Consider the following 16,323-nt stretch of genomic DNA (forward strand, 5'->3'; position numbering starts at 1 on the left):
CCCAGTCTTTCCATCACCCATACGCTCAAGGCCGCAATCTCTTGGGAGGAATCGTTTTCCCCAGGGATCAGCAGCGTGGTGATTTCGAGCCAGGTCTTGGTCTCATGCTTGACGTAGACCAGCGTGTCGAGCACGGCCTCGAGAGAACCGGTGCAGAGATTGCGGTAGAACTTCTCGGTGAATCCCTTGAGATCGATATTGGCGGCGTCCATGGCGTCGAAGAACTCGGGCCGCGCCGCCTCGCCGATATAGCCGGCGGTGACTGCCACGGTCTTGACCCCGGCTTCGCGGCAGGCGGCGGCCACGTCCACGGCATATTCGAGGAAGATGACCGGGTCGTTATAGGTGAAGGCGACCGAGCGCGCGCCGCTTTCGACCGCAGCCCGCGCAATTGCCTCGGGCGAGGCGTATTGCTGCAGCCGGTCGTCGGCGCGGGCCTTCGAGATGTCCCAATTCTGGCAGAACTTGCAGGTGAGGTTGCAGCCCGCGGTGCCGAAGGACAGAACCGCGCTTCCCGGCAGGAAGTGGTTGAGCGGCTTCTTCTCGATGGGATCGAGGCAGAAGCCCGACGATCGGCCATAGGTGGTGAGGACAATGCCGTCGTTCTCGCGCGCCCGCACGAAGCAAAGCCCGCGCTGCCCCTCGTGCAACTTGCACTCGCGCGGGCAGAGGTCGCATTGCACGCGGCCGTCGGCGAGCCCGTGCCAGTATCGGCCGGGCACCGTCGTGCCGATATCGATGTTCTCCATGCTATGAAGATGGGCAGGTTCCGGTCGGAGTCAACGGCTCCATGTCTGCACCTAAGCCTCATAGCGGCGCCAGACCGCCAGCGGTTGCCGGGAGTTTCTACCCCGGTGAGCCGCATGCGCTTGAAAACATGGTCGGGGCCCTGCTCGGGGAGGTTCACGCGTCGGGAAAAGGCGATCTTCTTGGGCTGATCGCGCCTCACGCCGGATATATGTATTCGGGCCCCGTGGCGGCGAGCGCTTTCGCCGAAATCGCCGGCGCACGGCGCAGTTTCGCGCGCGTACTCCTCGTCGGTCCACCGCATTACGTCCCGGTCGGCGGAATTGCCGCCTCTTCGGCGGCGAGCTTCGCCACGCCGCTCGGTGACATCGCCGTTGACGAAGAGGCGGTTGCCTCGCTGATCCACGCCGGTCTCGTCAGCTTCGACGACCGGGCGCACGCCCCCGAGCATTCGCTCGAGGTCGAGCTGCCCTTCCTTCAAGGTGTGCTGGGAGGCTTTACCTTAATTCCGCTCCTTGTCGGCGATGCCGCTCCGCAACAGGTTGCTGACGTCATCCGTGCGGTGATGGACCGGCGCACCCTCCTCGTGGTGAGCACCGACCTGTCGCATTATTTGAGCGACCGCGAAGCCGAGGCGCGCGACCTCGCAACCGCCTCGACCATCGAGCGCCTAGACTACGCAACACTCGGTCCCTACGACGCGTGCGGCTACGCGGCGCTCAACGGCGCGCTTTGTGCCGCGCAACAGAACGGCTGGCGCGTCGCGCGCCTCGATTTGCGCAATTCTGGCCGCACGAGCGGCGATCTGAGCCGCGTCGTCGGCTATGGCGCTTGGGCATTCTCAGCACCACGCGCTTGATGGCGCCGCAGCTCAACTCCGCGCGCGTTCGAGCGGCTTCGCCGCGGCACTCCCCTCTGGCGCAAGTTCGAGCGGCACGCCTTCGGCATGCTTGGAGGCGCGGATGACGAGCGAGGTCTTCACGCTCGCGACGTTCGGCGCCGCGGTCAGCTCATGAATGATGAAATCTTGGAACGCGCTCAAATCGGGCGCGACGCATTTCAGCAAGAAGTCGATCTCGCCCGAAAGCATGTAGCAGTCGCGCACGATCGGCGAGCTCCGCGCGCGTTCCTCGAAGGCGATAAGATCGGCCTCGGCCTGACTGTGCAGCTTGATCATGGCGAACGCCGTGACGTCGAAGCCGAGCGCCTTGTCGTTCAGGATAGCGGTGAAGCCCTTGATGATGCCGGCCTCCTCGAGCGCCCGCACGCGCCTCAGGCATGGCGGCGCCGAGATGCCCACCTTGCGCGCAAGCTCGACATTGGTGATGCGCCCGTCGGCCAACAGCTCGCGCAGAATGCGCCAATCGGTTGCATCGAGGCGCGCACGGCGCATGTTCGACCTCTCGTTCGACCGGCGAAGACCAGCGCATGCTGGACTGTGAAAGCCCGCGCGCGCTAGAAGGCGGCTGGGCACGCTCGGAGGGGTCACCCAGCCTTCGCGCAATTTTACGTCCTCTAACCGGAAGAATCGAAAAGAAATTGAGCGTCCATCATTCCAAAAATTTTAGCCAAGCCGGGGCGACCCCAGGGGCGGTGCCAAGTTCCGGCTCGCAGTCGAGCGGCGCCGAAGCTCTCATCGCCGCGAGCCGCAAGGCGCGCGCCGAGAAGACGTGGATCGTCACCGACGGCTCGGTCGGCATGGAAGCGCAAGGCATCGCGGTCGCCGAAGCCGTCGGGCTCCCCTTCGTGCTGAAGCGCGTCCGCGTCAAAGGCGCGATGAGGCTCCTTCCCGCCAGGCTTCAGATCTATCTGCCGCCGCGCTGGCTGCTGCAATTCGTGGCCTCCAGCGAGCCGCTCGGCGAGCCATGGCCGCGCCTGGTCATCTCCATCGGGCGGAGAAGCGTGCCGATCGCCCTTGCCATCAAGCGCGCCGGCCACGCCTTCGGCCTCCACATCCAAAATCCCAAAGTGCCGCCGCAGCTCTTCGACCTCGTTGCCGCGCCGGTCCACGACGATTTCGAAGGGCCCAATGTCGTCACCACGTTCGGCGCCGTGCACAGCGTGACCGGCACAAGGCTGGCCGAGGCGGCGAAGCGCTTTGCCTCGCGCGTCGAGCCGCTCCCCCACCCCCGTATCGCCGTTCTGCTCGGTGGCGAAAGCGCCGCCTTCAGCTTTCCGCCCGAGCTCGCCGCCGGTCTCGGCCGGAAGCTCGCAAGCCTTGCCCGCGACAGCGGCGGGTCGCTGCTCGTGACGCCTTCGCGGCGCACCCGCTCCGATTCGCTCGAGGCCTTGTCGGCGGCAATCAAGGACGTGCCGCACTTCGTCTGGGACGGCACGGGAGACAATCCTTATTTCGCCTTCCTCGCGCTGTCCGACGCGATCCTCACCACGGAGGACTCGGTCAACATGGTCACCGAGGCGGCGGGCACCGGCAAACCCGTCTATGTCGAGCGGCTCAAGGGCAACTCGCGCCGGCTTGCCCGCTTCCACGAGCTGATGCGCGAACGCGGCGCGACTCGTCCCTTCGAGGGCAAGCTCGAACGATGGACCTATACGCCCATCAACGACACGGAGTTGGTCGCCTCCGCCATCAGGCGTGCGCTCCACCTTGAAACCAAAGCATAATTCGCCGATCGCCAAGCCCTGCTGCATGGGCCTCCTTGCACCGGAGGGCGCTTGCGCTTACCTCTTGCCAACCTTCGCGCATTAAGAGGGGGCCCCATGCCATCGCGCCACGCCAAGATGATCATCGTCGGCTCAGGCCCTGCCGGCTACACGGCGGGCATCTATGCCGCGCGCGCGATGCTGAAGCCGCTCCTGATCGAGGGCATCCAGCCCGGCGGCCAGATGACCATCACCACCGACGTCGAGAACTATCCGGGCTTTGCCGACGTGATCCAGGGACCGTGGCTCATGGATCAGATGCGCGCGCAAGCCGAGCATGTCGGCACCGAGATCATTCACGACCACATCACGGAAGCCGATCTCGGCCGACGCCCATTCCTGCTCAAGGGCGACAGCGGCACGCATTACAGCGCCGATACGTTGGTGATCGCGACCGGCGCCCAGGCACGCTGGCTCGGCCTTCCCTCCGAGGCCAAGTTCAAAGGCTACGGCGTTTCGGCGTGCGCCACCTGCGACGGCTTCTTCTATCGGGGCAAGACCGTGATCGTGGTCGGCGGCGGCAACACCGCAGTCGAAGAAGCCCTGTTCCTCGCCAATATCGCCAACCAGGTGATCCTCGTGCATCGGCGGGGCGTGCTCCGCGCCGAGAAGATTCTCCAGGAGCGTCTGTTCAAGAACGAGAAGATCAATGTGATGTGGAACACCGAGCTCGACGAGGTGCTGGGCCACGACCATCCTCTCGGCGTCACCGGCGTCAAGCTGAAGAGCACGCTGACCGGCGAGATCGTCGAGCTTCCGATCGACGGCGTGTTCATCGCCATCGGCCACACCCCGCAGAGCGAGCTGTTCAAAGGGCAGCTCGACATGAAGCCCTCGGGCTATATCATCACTCATCCCCGCTCGACGGCAACCAGCGTGCCGGGCGTCTTTGCCGCGGGCGACGTCGCCGACGACGTCTACCGCCAGGCCGTCACCGCCGCCGGAATGGGCTGCATGGCAGCGCTCGATGCCGAGCGCTACCTGGCCGGGATCGAGCCTATCGCCGAAGCCGCCGAATAGCGCCTCCTGAACCACGGACATTGCCAAGCCATGCGCCGTCGCATAGCTTGGGCGCCGCGGGGGCAATGACGCCGGGAGGTGGGGCCGGCGCTCTTCTTGGTGCGCGACTTGGAGGGCGAAACTTCGATGATGTACCTGCGGATCGGAGTGGCGGCTTCGCTTGCGGCCGCTCTGGCTCTTGCCACGCCTGCCTCGGCGGCTCCTTGCGGAAACACCGCGGCGGGATTCGAAAACTGGAAGGCCGTGTTTGCCAGGGAGGCGCAGGCGCGCGGCGCCGGCCCTCAGGCGATCTCGGCCTTGATGAACACGACCTATTCCGTCGGCACCATCCGGGCCGACCGCGGCCAGCACAGCTTCAAGCTGTCCCTCGATCAATTCATGGCCAAACGCGGAGCGGCCGCCATTGCCGCCAAGGGAAGGTCGCTGAAAGCGGCCAACGCCGCCCTGTTCAATGCGATCGAGAAACGCTACGGCGTGCCGCCCGGGCCGCTCCTGACCATCTGGGGCATGGAGACGGGCTTCGGCTCATTCATGGGCAATCAGCCGACCGTCTCGGCCGTGGCGACGCTCGCCTACGATTGCCGCCGTCCCGAATATTTCACCGATCAGCTCTACGCCGCGCTCGAACTGGTCGATCGCGGCGTGATGAGCTCGCAGACCCGCGGCGCGATGCACGGCGAGGTCGGTCAAACCCAGTTCCTGCCCAAGAATATCCTGCTCTATGGCGTCGACGGCGACGGCAACGGCGTGGTCAACCTGAACACCAAGGCCGACGCGCTCGCCTCGACCGCGAACTTCCTCAAGGGCCATGGCTGGATCAGGGGCGCGGGCTATCAGCCGGGCGAGCCCAATTTCGCCGCCATCCAAGGCTGGAACGCGGCGAACGTGTACCAGCAAACGATCGCCATCGTCGGCAAGCGCATCGACGGAAGCTAACCGCGTGTCGCGCCGGGCGCGTCGAGTTGCGGCGTTGCCTCAGGATTGGGCTTGTTTTGCCCCCTTGAGCGTAGTAGCGAGCGCGACCGCGCAGCACGGGTTGCGCCTCAGCCGTGCGATGAGAAGGGCATCCGCCGCTTCGATTTCGTTAGGCTGAACGGGCCGGCTCGTGCGATAGGGCATGGCGAAGCCGCTGGCGGTCGCCGCAGCGACGGAGATGACGTCCCGATGATCTCGCATGGTCTCCTCCGGTGTTCGCCGACAAACGCCTCAGGCAGCGGCGGGTTCCAGCGGCCTCGGTCTGCCAACCGCGTCGGATAGCCGATGGCAACGACGGCCCTCGCCTCCGACATCCTCAAGCGCTACCGCGTCACGAGCGGCGGCGGCTTCAAGCTCGACCGCTTCGATCCCGCCGATTGCTGCGGCCTCGATATCGAGAAGGACGAGGCCAAGGCGTTGCTTGCCGACGGGGTGAAGCGGCTCGCCAAGCTCCAGGACCGGCTCTACGCCGAGCATCAATGGGCCGTCCTCGTCGTGCTGCAGGGCCTCGACGCCGCCGGCAAGGACGGCGTGATCAAGCACGTAGTGTCGGGCGTGAACCCGCAAGGCTGCGAGGTGCATCCCTTCAAGGCCCCGAGCCAGCTCGAGCTCGACCACGACTTCCTGTGGCGCGCCGCGCTGGTCTTGCCGCGGCGCGGGCATATCGGCATCTTCAACCGCTCCTATTACGAGGAAGTCCTCGTCGTGCGCGTGCACAAGGAGATCCTCGAAAAGCAGGGTCTTCCGCCCAAGCTGATCACCAAGGACATCTGGGCCGAGCGCTACGAGGACATCAACGCCTTCGAGCGGCATCTCGCGCGCAACGGCACGGCCCTGATCAAGGTGTTCCTCCACGTCTCCAAGAAGGAGCAGCAGAAGCGGCTGCTCGAGCGCATCGACGATCCCGCCAAGCAGTACAAGTTCAACGCGGGCGACATCGTCGAGCGCAAGCTTTGGGATGCTTATCAGCAGGCCTACGAAGAGATGGTGCGCGGCACCGCCACCGAGTACGCGCCGTGGTACATCGCGCCCGCTGACAACAAATGGTTCACGCGCCTCGTCGTGTCTTCTGCCATCGTCGAGAAGCTCGAAGAGATCAATCCCCAACTTCCCACGCTCGACGAGGCGCAGATGCGCGCGCTCCAGAGCCTGCGCGCGAGCCTCGCCGGGGACTGACAAGGGGTGGCGCCGTGACCGACCGCGACAGCCAAATAAGCGGAAAGGCCCCGTCGCCCAAGGCGCCTCCCAGGAGCGAGGATTCGGGCGACAAGGGCCAATCCTCAAAGGCGCTTGCCCAGATGCTCGGCAAGCTGATCGCGCTCGTTCTTGTCGTCATCCTCGCCCTCCTCATCGAGCGCTATTGCAGCTATAAGCCTCCCGCCTTCGGTCCGGACGCGAAGATCTCGGCGATCGACGGCGACTCGATCCGCGCGGGTAACGGCGACGAATACCGTCTGTTCGGCATCGATGCGCCGGAGCTGCACCAGACCTGCAAGGATGCCAACGGCAAGTCCTGGCTGTGCGGCCGCGCGGCGAAGGCGAAGCTCACCACGCTTCTGAAGGCGGGCGGGGTGAATTGCGAGGCGCGCGCGACCGACAACTATGGCCGCATCGTCGCCGTATGCAGCGCGCAAGGCGTGCCCGACCTCGGCGAGGCGATGGTGAGCGCGGGCTACGCCATCGATCTCGGCGCTCCGGCCGGCAATCCCTATCAGGCGGCTGAGAGCGAGGCTAAGGACGCCAAGCGCGGCATCTGGCGCGGCACCTTCGACCGTCCGTCCGACTGGCGCCAGGCCCATCCCCGCGAGGGCGATTGAATCCGGCGCGGCCAGGGCGCAGGTGCGTCAACCGCAAAGCCCGATGAACTCGTAGCCCATGTCGCGGCAGAGGCAGCGCGCATCGTCCTCGCTGTCGGCCTCGATGACCACGCGAATCGAGCCGTCGAGGGCAAAGAACCGCACCGGCGATGGGACGCGCCGCCGCACCTCGACGACGCCCACGGCCACATGGCTCTGCATCCGTTCAGCGGCGATTCTTGGCATGGCAGAACAGCTCCACGGCTTGCGCCTCGTTCCTGGATTGTTCTCGCATGATTCGGGTGCGGAAGACAACGGCGTTGCCGCTCTCGATAGTCCGCTCGGGTCAGCTAACCGACGGCGGCCTCTTTCGGCCTTGCGGCAAGGATCGCGGCGAGCTCGTCGAGCGTGGCGATCGTATCGCGCAAGGCGGCCGCCACCTGGTCCTCGGTTTCGGCCTCGACCTTCGGCCGGTCATCGATGAAGAGATAGCCCTCGAGAATCTCCAGCGCGCGTTCCATCGAGGCAACCGCCTCCTCGTTCTTCTTGATGTGATCCTTGCTCGAGCGCTCGTGCCAGTCGAGCACGCGCGCGAGCATGTTGTCGGCGCCCTCCGCCTTGCGCCTGACCCGCGCGCGGAGCCTGGCGGCGCGCTCGATCGCGCGTGTCTGCTCGGCGATCGAGGCTTGGCGCCGGGCGATATCGTCGCAAATCGACTGCTCGATCAGGGCGCCGATATCGACCCCGGTCAGCTCTTGCTCGGTATGAATAAGAAGCCCGAGCTTCTGCGCGATGACCTCGATCGCGCTGCCGTCGAAATTGTCGGGCTTGGCCTGCTCGATCTCCCCGGTCGCGTCGTATTTCGCGCGCCGCTTGGGATCGCTCAACACCTCTTGGGCCATGGTAAGGGCGCTGAACGCCTCTGCCGACCCGCCTTTGTCGGGATGGACGACCTTGGCCTTGCGCCGGTAGGCCTTGCGCACTTCGTCCTTGCTCGCACCTCTCTTGATGCCGAGCAGGCGGTACAAATCGATCATGGGCATCCCCCGAACGTTCCCCTCCCTCGAGGGAACAACGCGCGAAGCCTACTCTTGGGTTCAGTTGTGGCCAAAATTTAGCGCGGGCGTGGGTTTCGCGTGGCCCGGCGGCGGGCCGAGGCGACGCCCCGTGCTCCCCTCGGGACCGGCAAATGTGTATGCTTGTGAGCGCGATAGACGCGAACGGAACAGGTAGGCACGTAACAGAGTACGGGGGATACAATGATGCGTCTTGTTCTTACTCTGATCTTTTGCGCATTTGCGCTTCATGCCGCCCAGGCGTCCGAGTCCGAAGGGCGCAGGATGCTGATTTTCGCCATCTATGGCGCGGCGGGCACCTCCGGCAGCGCGGCGACCACGACGGTCATCGATTTCACCACCATGGTGGCCTGCCGCGAGGCGCGGCTGGCCTTGCAGCACGACGAGCATCTGAACGCGCCGGGCTTCCACGTGTTCGCGACTTGCGTCGAACCGTGATGCGCTTGCGCTCAAGCAGCGAAGCGGTAGCGCGTGAGTGATGCGCTTGCGCTCAAGCAGCGAAGCGGTAGCGCATGAGTGATGCGCGGGGGTCATCTCCCGCGCAAAAAGGATAGGCGGCAGGCAGATGTCGGATTTCGACATCGCTCTTTCGGTGGCGCTCGGCATCGGTCTTGCCGCGGCGACCGGCTTTCGCGTGTTCCTGCCCATGCTCGTGGTCAGCATCGCCGCCAACACCGGCCACCTCCCGCTTGCCGCGAGCTTCGCCTGGCTCGGCACGACGCCCGCGCTGATCCTGCTCGGCGCAGCCGCGATCGCCGAGATTCTCGGGTACTACATCCCGGGCGTCGATAACCTGCTCGACACCTTGGCGACGCCCGCAGCGCTCGTCGCCGGCACGGTGATCTCGGCCGCGGTCATCACCGACGTCCCGCCGATGGTGAAATGGGCGACGGCGATCATCGCCGGCGGCGGCATCGCCGGCGTGATCCAGAGCACGACCGCCCTTTTACGGGTCAAGTCCACCGTGTTCACCGGCGGCCTCGGCAATGCCGCCGTCGCAACCACCGAACTCGGCGGTTCTTTGCTCGTGTCGGTCCTCGCCATCGCCGCCCCGCTCATCGCGCTTCTGCTGGTCGTCCTGTTTTTGTGGCTCGCGCTTCGCCTCCTGCTCAGGCTCACGCGGCGCGAGTCGCCGACGCCCGACCGCTGAGGCGCCGTACGCCGCCATCGCCAATTACTGCGCGAAGACCCAATAACGGCTTGCGCCCGCTACCACCGGCGACAGCCGCTTGCGCTGCTCCGGCCGCTTGCCGAAGAGAATGAGATCGCGGAGGTCGCCAAGCACCGAGCTCGAGTCGCCGTAATAGCTGTGGCCGATGAAATCGGCCCTGATATTGCTCGCATCGATGGTGTCGAGGCCTGGCGCGAGCGTGACCCCGCCTTCCACATCGCCAGCGCGCCGATAGCCGGCAAACGTCCTCGACGCCATCAGCGCATAATCGCCCGAGGAGGCGTAGAGCGTCGCCGCGCGCGTCGCGGTGAAGATCTTCGGCGCGATGTCGCGTCGAAACGTGTCGGCGTCGATGTCCGGCGCGGCGAAGATGATCTCTTTGAATTTCGGGCGGATCGAGGGGTCTTCGAGCACGAGCTCCTTCAGCGCGCCCGCGAGCACCCGGGAGCCCATGCTGTGCGCGATCAGGAAGATGCTGTCGGCCCCCGACTGCCTGGCGAACTGCTCGAGGAAATTCTTGAAGTCGACCACCGCCCATTCGGCGTTGGTCTCGTCCACCTTGTAGGCGGCGTAGCTCGCCTGCGACGGCCAGCTGTAGAACACCGGCACGCCGTCGAAGCCGAGATCATAGGCCATCTGCGCCGTGCGCCGCGCCGCGTCGGCGAAGGTCACGTTGTAGCCGTGCACGAAGATGAAGGCGAGCTTGCCGGGCGAGGCCTTCATCCGCGCGGTCACGTCCTGGTAGAAATTCGCCTGATCGGTTTCCGTCACCGACAACAGCACCACGAAATGCTCGGGATCGTTGCTGAACTCGAGCCGCCACACCGAAGGCGCCTCGAGCGCGCCCATGCGGTGGTCGCGCGGGATGCTCACCGTGCAGAAGCCCAAGGAAAGGTCTCCGCGATCGCCGGCATACACCTTGGCCGGATCGGTCTCGCCGGTCTTGGCACGGTCGGTGGCGTAGTACACTTTGACCACCGCGTAAGACGTTTGCTCAAGCTCGGCGAAATAGGGGCGCGGCGTCTTCTTCTGGATCTCGTGGACGGCGGCCCACAGCTCATCGGCCTCGGCCTTGCGGCCGGCCGCCTCGTAAAGGCCGGCGAGAGCCTCAAGCGTGCTGACGACGCCGTCGCTCTCAGGCCCGAGAGCCTTCTTGCGGATCACGAGCACGCGCTGGAACAGCGCCTCGGCCTCCTCGTAGCGCCCTTGGCTCTGATAAAAATAGGCGAGCGGGACGAGCGCGTCGGCAACTTGCACATTGTCCGAGCCGAACGCCGCCCTACGAATCTCGATGGCCTGCTTGAACAGCGCCTCGGCATCGGCGGCACGCTTTTGCGATGCATAGAGCTGGGCGAGCAGAAGGAGCGGCGGCGCGAAATCGGGCTGGTTCTCGCCGTAGCGCTCCTTGGCAAGGGCCACATAATGCTCGGCGAGCGTAACCGCCTCGGCCTCCTTTCCGCTCCAGCGCAGCTCCTGGATCTGGCGCGGCAGAGCTTCGAGCTCGTCCGAGCCGGCCGCGCTTTCGCGGATCGCCTTGGCCCGCTTCTCGAGCTCTTCCGCTTCGGCGCTGCGGCCCATTCTTTGATAGAGGTTGGCGAGATTGGCGAGGCTCGTTCCAACCAGCGGGTGATCCGGCCCGAGTGCCTTTTCGCGGATTTCGAGCGCCCGCTTCAGCAGAGGCTCCGCCTCGGCCAAACGCTCCTCGGCCGCGTAGAGCGAGCCGAGCCAGGTGAGGGCGGTGGCGAATTCGGGATTGTCCTCGCCGTAGCGCTGGCGTGCGAGCTCGACGTAGCGCTCGGCGAGCGGAACGGCGGCGGCGATCTTGTTCTCGCCGTAGAGCCGCTCGATCTCGTGGTTCAGACGGCCGAGATCGCCGGCGCTCTGCGCGTGCGCGCGGGAAACGCCGGCCGTGGCCGCGAGGAGGATCGCGAGGAGAAAGACGGTGAACGCGGCGGCCCGAACCCGCAAGGACATGCCACACCGGCAGTGGCTTCCGCTCATGCCCGCCTCCCATGCGGGGATTTGCGTCCCGCGGATGGAGACTTACGACGTTTTCGCATCATACCACTTGAGCCCGGTCAAAGCCCGCGTTTCGGCGGGCGCCGCATTCCAGCATCGGAGGGCCTTCATCTCTCCCCTTGCTGGGGAGGACTTTTCGGCCCCTCCGGGTGAGACTGGAGGGCAGGATCAAGCGTCTCGCCGCGTGGAACGCGCGAGGTCATGTCAAAGAGCGTAGGGTGGGCGGAGCCCACCGTCATTCCGCGTGGGCAACGTCCCGTTGCCCGCCCTACCCCCGGAGGGGGATGGCGCGCCGAAAAGCGCAAACCTATGGTGTCCGCATCTCCTTTTGGGAGACACGGCGGGCGCCTCTCGGCGCGCCACACACGCTCTTTATTGGCGCGCTACCGCGCTTCGCGCTCCTTGAGCGCATAAACGCAGCGTCGCACGCCGAGCGCGTGCTCATTTGCGGCGTTCTCACTACGACACCGGGCCCCGCTTCAGTTCGATCCTTGCGCCGGGAAGCGCAAGATCGAACCTCACAGCCAGCTCCTGGCAGGACCTCTTATTGGGTCCGGGGGGAGCTCCGTTGCCGCCCGAGCGCTCCGTTGCGACGGAGCCCGCAGGCGCCGCACCCCGTCCCGCTTCAACGACGCCTCGCGAAAGCGCCCCTCAACGGACGAGGTGAGGCAACGATAACCGAGGTTCGGAGAGCGGGGATATCTTTGCGACGTGAAATGCGCCGCAGACTCCCAACCTCCCTTGCGGGGAGGCCAGGCGCGAGCCGCTCCGTGCGCGGACCAAAGGCCGGCGGAACGAAATCAGGATTTGCGCATCATCCTCTTGGCGATGCTCTCCGCCTCGCGCGCATCCTTCTGCGACATGATCGGCTTGGAGCTCCAGCCCGGCCGCGACAGCGACGGGCCGCGCTGGCCTGGCTCGCACTTCGTCACCGGATGCGCCGCGATCTCCAATGCCAAGCGCGCCGCCTCCTCTTCCGGCGTCTCGCCGATCAATTGCCGCTTGTTCGGCTTACGCTGCAGCGGATAGGGCGTCGTCCTGTTCGATCTCATCGAGTCGAGTCTCCTGATGCCTGTGCGGCGCCGACCCTAACACGGGAAAGCGATGCGTCACGGCTTATATTGCCGCGGCAATGCGCCAATGACAGGCACTGCCAGAGCAACCGGCACCGAGCAAGCGGCTCTGGATACCGGCTTTTGCCGGTATGACGAAAAAGGCCCGGCGGATGCCGGGCCTTCGTTGCATGTTACTTTGTGAGTAAACCCTAAGCCGCCTTGGCGTAGTACGACTTAAGGCCGTTCATCACCTTCTGCTTGTCGAACTCCGCGCCCATGGCGAGCATGGCGTCGGCGAAGCGGCTCACGATCTCGCCGATCTGCTCGGGGCTGAGCTGGTTCAGAATGCCGATGCGGACCTGCACCGGCTCGGACAGCGTCGGCCAGATGCCGAAACCTTGCGCGCGCGCATTCGCCACGAGGTCCTTCTCCTTGCCCCTGAGCTTGCCGGGCAGATTGCACACGACAAGGCTCGGCATGTTCGAGGTGACCTCGCAGCCCATGGCCTCGACCGCCTGGCGCAGCGCCTTCTCGTGATAGACGTAGTCGGTAGCTTTGCGGCGCCGTCCGTAGCCCAAGATGATGCGGAGCGCCTCGTGGAAGGCCGCGACCGCGTAGCAGGAATGGGTCTGGTGGTAGGCGGGGGTGGGCACGTCCTTGCCGTCGATGATGCCCCAGTGACGCGCATCGAGGATGGGGTGGTTGACGTAAGTGCGGCAGCCGCGCTTCTTCACCATCTCGATGGCTTTGTCGGTGAAGCTGACCGGCGCGTAGGTCAGCGGTAGCGACAGCACGCCCTTCTGCGGACACGACGCCCAGGCCACCACGCCCGGATAATCGTCGATGTTGAAGTCGCCGACGCCGAGACTCGACACGGCATCGACGATGCCCATGACGCCATGCTTAAGGCAGGCGTCGTTGAAGCCTTTGAGATCGTTCACGCGTCCCGAACCCGTCTCCCAATGGGCCATGAAGGCCCACATCGGCTTGGCTGCCGCGAGCGCCTTCTCCACGATCTCGCCCGTCACCGACTTGCCATGCGGGGTCTCGACGATGGTGACGCTCTTCGGCTTGGGGTTGAGCGAATCGGCGGCGAGCTCTTCGGCGGTCGAGGCCTTCATGCGGATGGTGAGTGAATCGATCCCGGAGAAGGTGCCATTGGGGAAGGCCACGACCTTGTCGCCCGGAAGGATGAGGGAGAGCACGCAGTCGAGTCCGGAGAAGCCGGTGCCGGCGACGCCATAGGTATAGACGTTCTTGGTGCCCCACAGCTCGCGCAGCATCTCCTTGGCCTCGATCATGCCGCGCAGCACGTCCTTCTGCATGTGGTCGGCCACGCCCGACGCGGCGAAGCGCTCGAGCACGCGCGGGTCGGTGTTTCCGGGGCCGGGGCCCGCGGCAAGGGTATTGGGGATATCAAGCTGCGGATAAATCTTCGTCATTGGAACGCTCCGGGATGTCTAATGGTCGTCGCATGAATATTCGGCACCATCGTCTAGCGAGCCGCGCGACGGGCGGCAAGCCCGGCGAGGGCCAAAAACCAGGCTTTTAGGCGGCCTTGGCGCCGCGCGCCTGAAGAACCCGGTCAGCCTCCTTGCCGGTCAACTCGGCGAGATGGTCGAATTTGGCGTTGAAGGTGCCGACGCCGGAGGTCGCCGACCTGAGCTCGACGATCAGCATCTGGATCTCGGCCTCGGGGATATGCGCTTGCACCACGTCCCATCCCGGCCAGCCGGGACGGGCGTCGAAGCCCAGAATCTGGCCGCGATGCGAGGACACGATCGAATTGATCTTGGCGGTCGCCTCCGACGGCACTGCGATCTCCACCGCCATGATCGGCTCGAGCAGGACCGGCGAGCATTGCGGCATGCCCTCGCTCATGGCGATGCGCCCGGCCTGGCGGAAGGCCATGTCGGAGGAATCGACCGAGTGATAGGAGCCGTCGATCAGGCACACGGCGACGTCCACCACGGGGAAGCCGAGCGGTCCGTGCGCCAGATAGTCGCGCACCCCGATCTCGACGCTCGGGATGTAGTTCTTGGGCACCACCCCGCCGGTGATCTCGTCGGAGAATTCGAAGCCCGCCCCGCGGGGCTGCGGCCTGATGGTGACCACCACGTCGCCGAATTGGCCGTGGCCGCCCGACTGTTTCTTGTGGCGGCCGCGCACCTCGACCGACTTGCGGATGGTCTCCTTGTAGGGAATCTGCCGGGGCCTGGTCGAAGCGTCGATGCCGTATTTGCGGATGAGTTTCTCGAGCGCCACGCGCAGGTGCATCTCCCCCTGCCCCCACAGCACCATCTCGCCCATGTCCTGGCTGTGGCTGAGCGAGATCGAGGGATCCTCCTCGATGATCTTGGCGATGGCCGCGGTAAGCTTGACCTCGTCCTTCTTCTCCTTGGCGGCGACGGCGAGCCCGTAGACCGGGAGCGAGATGGACGCCGGCTCGATCTTCTTCACCTTGCCCTTGTCCTCGGTAAGCGTGTCGCCGGTCTTGACGCTGTCGAGCCGGCCGAAGGCGACCGTGTCGCCCGGCTTCGCCTCGCCCCGTTTCACCGGTTCCTGGCCCATCAGCGAGAAGATGCCGGAGATGCGTTCCTCGTCGGCACCGCCATGGACGGTCGTGCCGTCGGCGAAGGTGCCGGTCAGCACCCGGGCGAGCGACAGCTTGCCGCCGTGCGCGGTATGGAAGGTCTTGAGCACGTAGGCGCAGGACAGCGTCTTGTCGACGCCGAGCCGCTTCGCCGTCGTGGACACGAACGGCGCCTCGTGGCGAAGCGCCTTGAGCAGGCGGAAGATGCCGTGCCCATTCTCGGCCGAGCCGATCAAGACCGGGCAGATCTGTCCCTCGCGCAGCTCCTTGGAGAGGTCGTCGAACACCTTGTCGCGCGGCGGCGGTACGTCCTCGAGCAGTTGCTCCATCAGCGCGTCGTCGTAGTCGGCGAGCTTCTCGAGCATGGAGAAGCGCGCCTCCTTCTCGCGGTCCGCAAGCGTATCGGGAATGGCCATGACCTCGCTCGGCGCGTGCTCGCGATAGACATAGGCGCGCTCGAGCGCGAGATCGATGAAGCCGGTGACGATGTCGCTCTCCCAGATCGGGATCTGGCGCAGCACGAGCGGCTTTCCGCTCGCCGGCTGCAACATCGGGACGATGTCGCGCACGCGCGCCTCGGCCTTGTCGATCTTGTTGATGAATAGGAAATGCGGGATGCCGCGGTCCTCGAGCTGCTTGAGGATGAGTTGGAGCGCGGGCACCCTCTTCTCGTCCGGCTCGCACACCACGACCGCGGCGTCGCAGGCGGTGAGCGCGCTGGCGGCATCGGCCTGGAACTCGATCGAGCCCGGGCAATCGAGGAAGGTGAAGCTGTCGCCGAGGAAATCGACGGTCGCCACGTTGAGCTCGACGCTCATGCCGTGGTGGCGCGCCTCCTCCGAGGCGTCGCCGACCGTGTTGCCTGCGGCCATCGAGCCCTGGCGGGGGATTGCGCCGGTGCGCGCGAGGATGGCTTCGAGAAGGGTTGTCTTGCCGCTGAGATAGGGGCCAACCAGTGCGATGCAGCGGGCGCTGCGGGCTGGCTGGCCCTGCGCTTGGCCCATGGTCTCCTCCCTTTGCGGTTATGACCCCGCGCGGGAGAAGGCTCCTGACGCACCCCTACTCGCGCTCGGCCTTTTGATGACGCTATCGTGTCAAGGGAGAGCGCCTCTGGCAAGCCCCGCAATTGGCGGAAGAGGTGGCCAAATGGACCGGCCGCCTGCCCCAAGTCGGACATCTCCGGCTGTTCTGATCCGCCTCCTGTGCC

17 protein-coding genes are annotated in these 16,323 nt (G+C 65.6%); 8 read left to right on the top strand and 9 right to left on the bottom strand.

Annotated elements, in window-relative coordinates; genetic code table 11:
• On the bottom strand, positions 1 to 749 hold a 749-nt coding region (amrS, locus tag VFB18_RS13740), incomplete at its 3' end, for an AmmeMemoRadiSam system radical SAM enzyme (RefSeq protein ID WP_324976395.1).
• Positions 750 to 790: 41 nt separating this feature from the next.
• Here amrS and amrB point away from each other — a divergent pair.
• The gene (gene amrB, locus VFB18_RS13745) at positions 791 to 1,606 is read left to right on the top strand and encodes an AmmeMemoRadiSam system protein B (RefSeq protein ID WP_324976398.1); all 816 of its coding nucleotides are present in this window, start codon (positions 791 to 793) and stop codon (positions 1,604 to 1,606) included.
• Between the two features lie 12 nt (positions 1,607 to 1,618).
• Here amrB and VFB18_RS13750 read toward each other — a convergent pair whose 3' ends face one another.
• Complete coding sequence (locus VFB18_RS13750; protein WP_324976400.1) at positions 1,619 to 2,140, bottom strand: Lrp/AsnC family transcriptional regulator; 522 nt, start codon at positions 2,138 to 2,140, stop codon at positions 1,619 to 1,621.
• A 200-nt stretch (positions 2,141 to 2,340) separates the two neighbouring features.
• On the opposite strand from VFB18_RS13750, the gene VFB18_RS13755 reads away from it, so the two are divergent.
• The 3 genes from VFB18_RS13755 (at position 2,341) to VFB18_RS13765 (ending at position 5,367) form a co-directional block, all read left to right on the top strand.
• Complete coding sequence (locus tag VFB18_RS13755; RefSeq protein WP_324976402.1) at positions 2,341 to 3,372, top strand: mitochondrial fission ELM1 family protein; 1,032 nt, start codon at positions 2,341 to 2,343, stop codon at positions 3,370 to 3,372.
• Positions 3,373 to 3,468: 96 nt separating this feature from the next.
• Positions 3,469 to 4,431: a thioredoxin-disulfide reductase gene (gene trxB, locus VFB18_RS13760; protein ID WP_324976404.1), complete on the top strand. Its 963-nt coding sequence runs from the start codon at positions 3,469 to 3,471 to the stop codon at positions 4,429 to 4,431.
• 126 nt (positions 4,432 to 4,557) lie between these two features.
• Positions 4,558 to 5,367 (top strand): lytic murein transglycosylase, encoded by an 810-nt coding sequence (locus tag VFB18_RS13765; protein ID WP_414675739.1) that lies wholly within the window; start codon positions 4,558 to 4,560, stop codon positions 5,365 to 5,367.
• A 39-nt stretch (positions 5,368 to 5,406) separates the two neighbouring features.
• Here the strand turns inward: VFB18_RS13765 and VFB18_RS13770 are convergent, their stop codons facing one another.
• On the bottom strand, positions 5,407 to 5,607 hold the full coding sequence (locus VFB18_RS13770; protein WP_324976407.1) for a hypothetical protein: 201 nt from the start codon (positions 5,605 to 5,607) through the stop codon (positions 5,407 to 5,409).
• A gap of 84 nt (positions 5,608 to 5,691) precedes the next feature.
• On the opposite strand from VFB18_RS13770, the gene VFB18_RS13775 reads away from it, so the two are divergent.
• Positions 5,692 to 6,582 (top strand): polyphosphate kinase 2 family protein, encoded by an 891-nt coding sequence (locus VFB18_RS13775; protein WP_324976410.1) that lies wholly within the window; start codon positions 5,692 to 5,694, stop codon positions 6,580 to 6,582.
• A 14-nt stretch (positions 6,583 to 6,596) separates the two neighbouring features.
• Positions 6,597 to 7,223, top strand: a complete 627-nt coding sequence (locus VFB18_RS13780; RefSeq protein ID WP_324976412.1) for a thermonuclease family protein — start codon at positions 6,597 to 6,599, stop codon at positions 7,221 to 7,223.
• Positions 7,224 to 7,250: 27 nt separating this feature from the next.
• Here the strand turns inward: VFB18_RS13780 and VFB18_RS13785 are convergent, their stop codons facing one another.
• Positions 7,251 to 7,448 carry a hypothetical protein gene (locus VFB18_RS13785; protein ID WP_324976415.1) on the bottom strand — a complete coding sequence of 66 codons (198 nt, stop codon included), beginning with the start codon at positions 7,446 to 7,448 and terminating at the stop codon, positions 7,251 to 7,253.
• Positions 7,449 to 7,552: 104 nt separating this feature from the next.
• Positions 7,553 to 8,239 carry a J domain-containing protein gene (locus VFB18_RS13790; protein ID WP_324976418.1) on the bottom strand — a complete coding sequence of 229 codons (687 nt, stop codon included), beginning with the start codon at positions 8,237 to 8,239 and terminating at the stop codon, positions 7,553 to 7,555.
• A gap of 222 nt (positions 8,240 to 8,461) precedes the next feature.
• Here VFB18_RS13790 and VFB18_RS13795 point away from each other — a divergent pair, with 222 nt between their 5' ends.
• Together VFB18_RS13795 and VFB18_RS13800 are read left to right on the top strand one after the other, a co-directional pair.
• Positions 8,462 to 8,716, top strand: coding sequence for a hypothetical protein (locus tag VFB18_RS13795; protein WP_324976421.1), 255 nt, complete (start codon positions 8,462 to 8,464; stop codon positions 8,714 to 8,716).
• 127 nt (positions 8,717 to 8,843) lie between these two features.
• Positions 8,844 to 9,428, top strand: coding sequence for a DUF4126 domain-containing protein (locus VFB18_RS13800; protein ID WP_324976423.1), 585 nt, complete (start codon positions 8,844 to 8,846; stop codon positions 9,426 to 9,428).
• Between the two features lie 24 nt (positions 9,429 to 9,452).
• On the opposite strand, the gene VFB18_RS13805 is transcribed toward VFB18_RS13800, so the two are convergent.
• The 4 genes from VFB18_RS13805 to VFB18_RS13820 all read right to left on the bottom strand — a co-directional run bounded on the left by VFB18_RS13805 (position 9,453) and on the right by VFB18_RS13820 (position 16,120).
• Positions 9,453 to 11,423: an alpha/beta fold hydrolase gene (locus tag VFB18_RS13805; RefSeq protein ID WP_324976425.1), complete on the bottom strand. Its 1,971-nt coding sequence runs from the start codon at positions 11,421 to 11,423 to the stop codon at positions 9,453 to 9,455.
• Between the two features lie 845 nt (positions 11,424 to 12,268).
• Entirely contained in the window at positions 12,269 to 12,520 is a 252-nt protein-coding gene (locus VFB18_RS13810; RefSeq protein ID WP_324976427.1) for a hypothetical protein, read from the bottom strand.
• A 212-nt stretch (positions 12,521 to 12,732) separates the two neighbouring features.
• Positions 12,733 to 13,965: an aminotransferase gene (locus VFB18_RS13815; RefSeq protein WP_324976429.1), complete on the bottom strand. Its 1,233-nt coding sequence runs from the start codon at positions 13,963 to 13,965 to the stop codon at positions 12,733 to 12,735.
• A 106-nt stretch (positions 13,966 to 14,071) separates the two neighbouring features.
• Positions 14,072 to 16,120, bottom strand: a complete 2,049-nt coding sequence (locus VFB18_RS13820; protein WP_324976432.1) for an elongation factor G — start codon at positions 16,118 to 16,120, stop codon at positions 14,072 to 14,074.
• Positions 16,121 to 16,323: the final 203 nt, after the last annotated feature.

This window comes from Methyloceanibacter sp., assembly GCF_035650995.1.
GTDB lineage: Bacteria > Pseudomonadota > Alphaproteobacteria > Rhizobiales > Methyloligellaceae > Methyloceanibacter.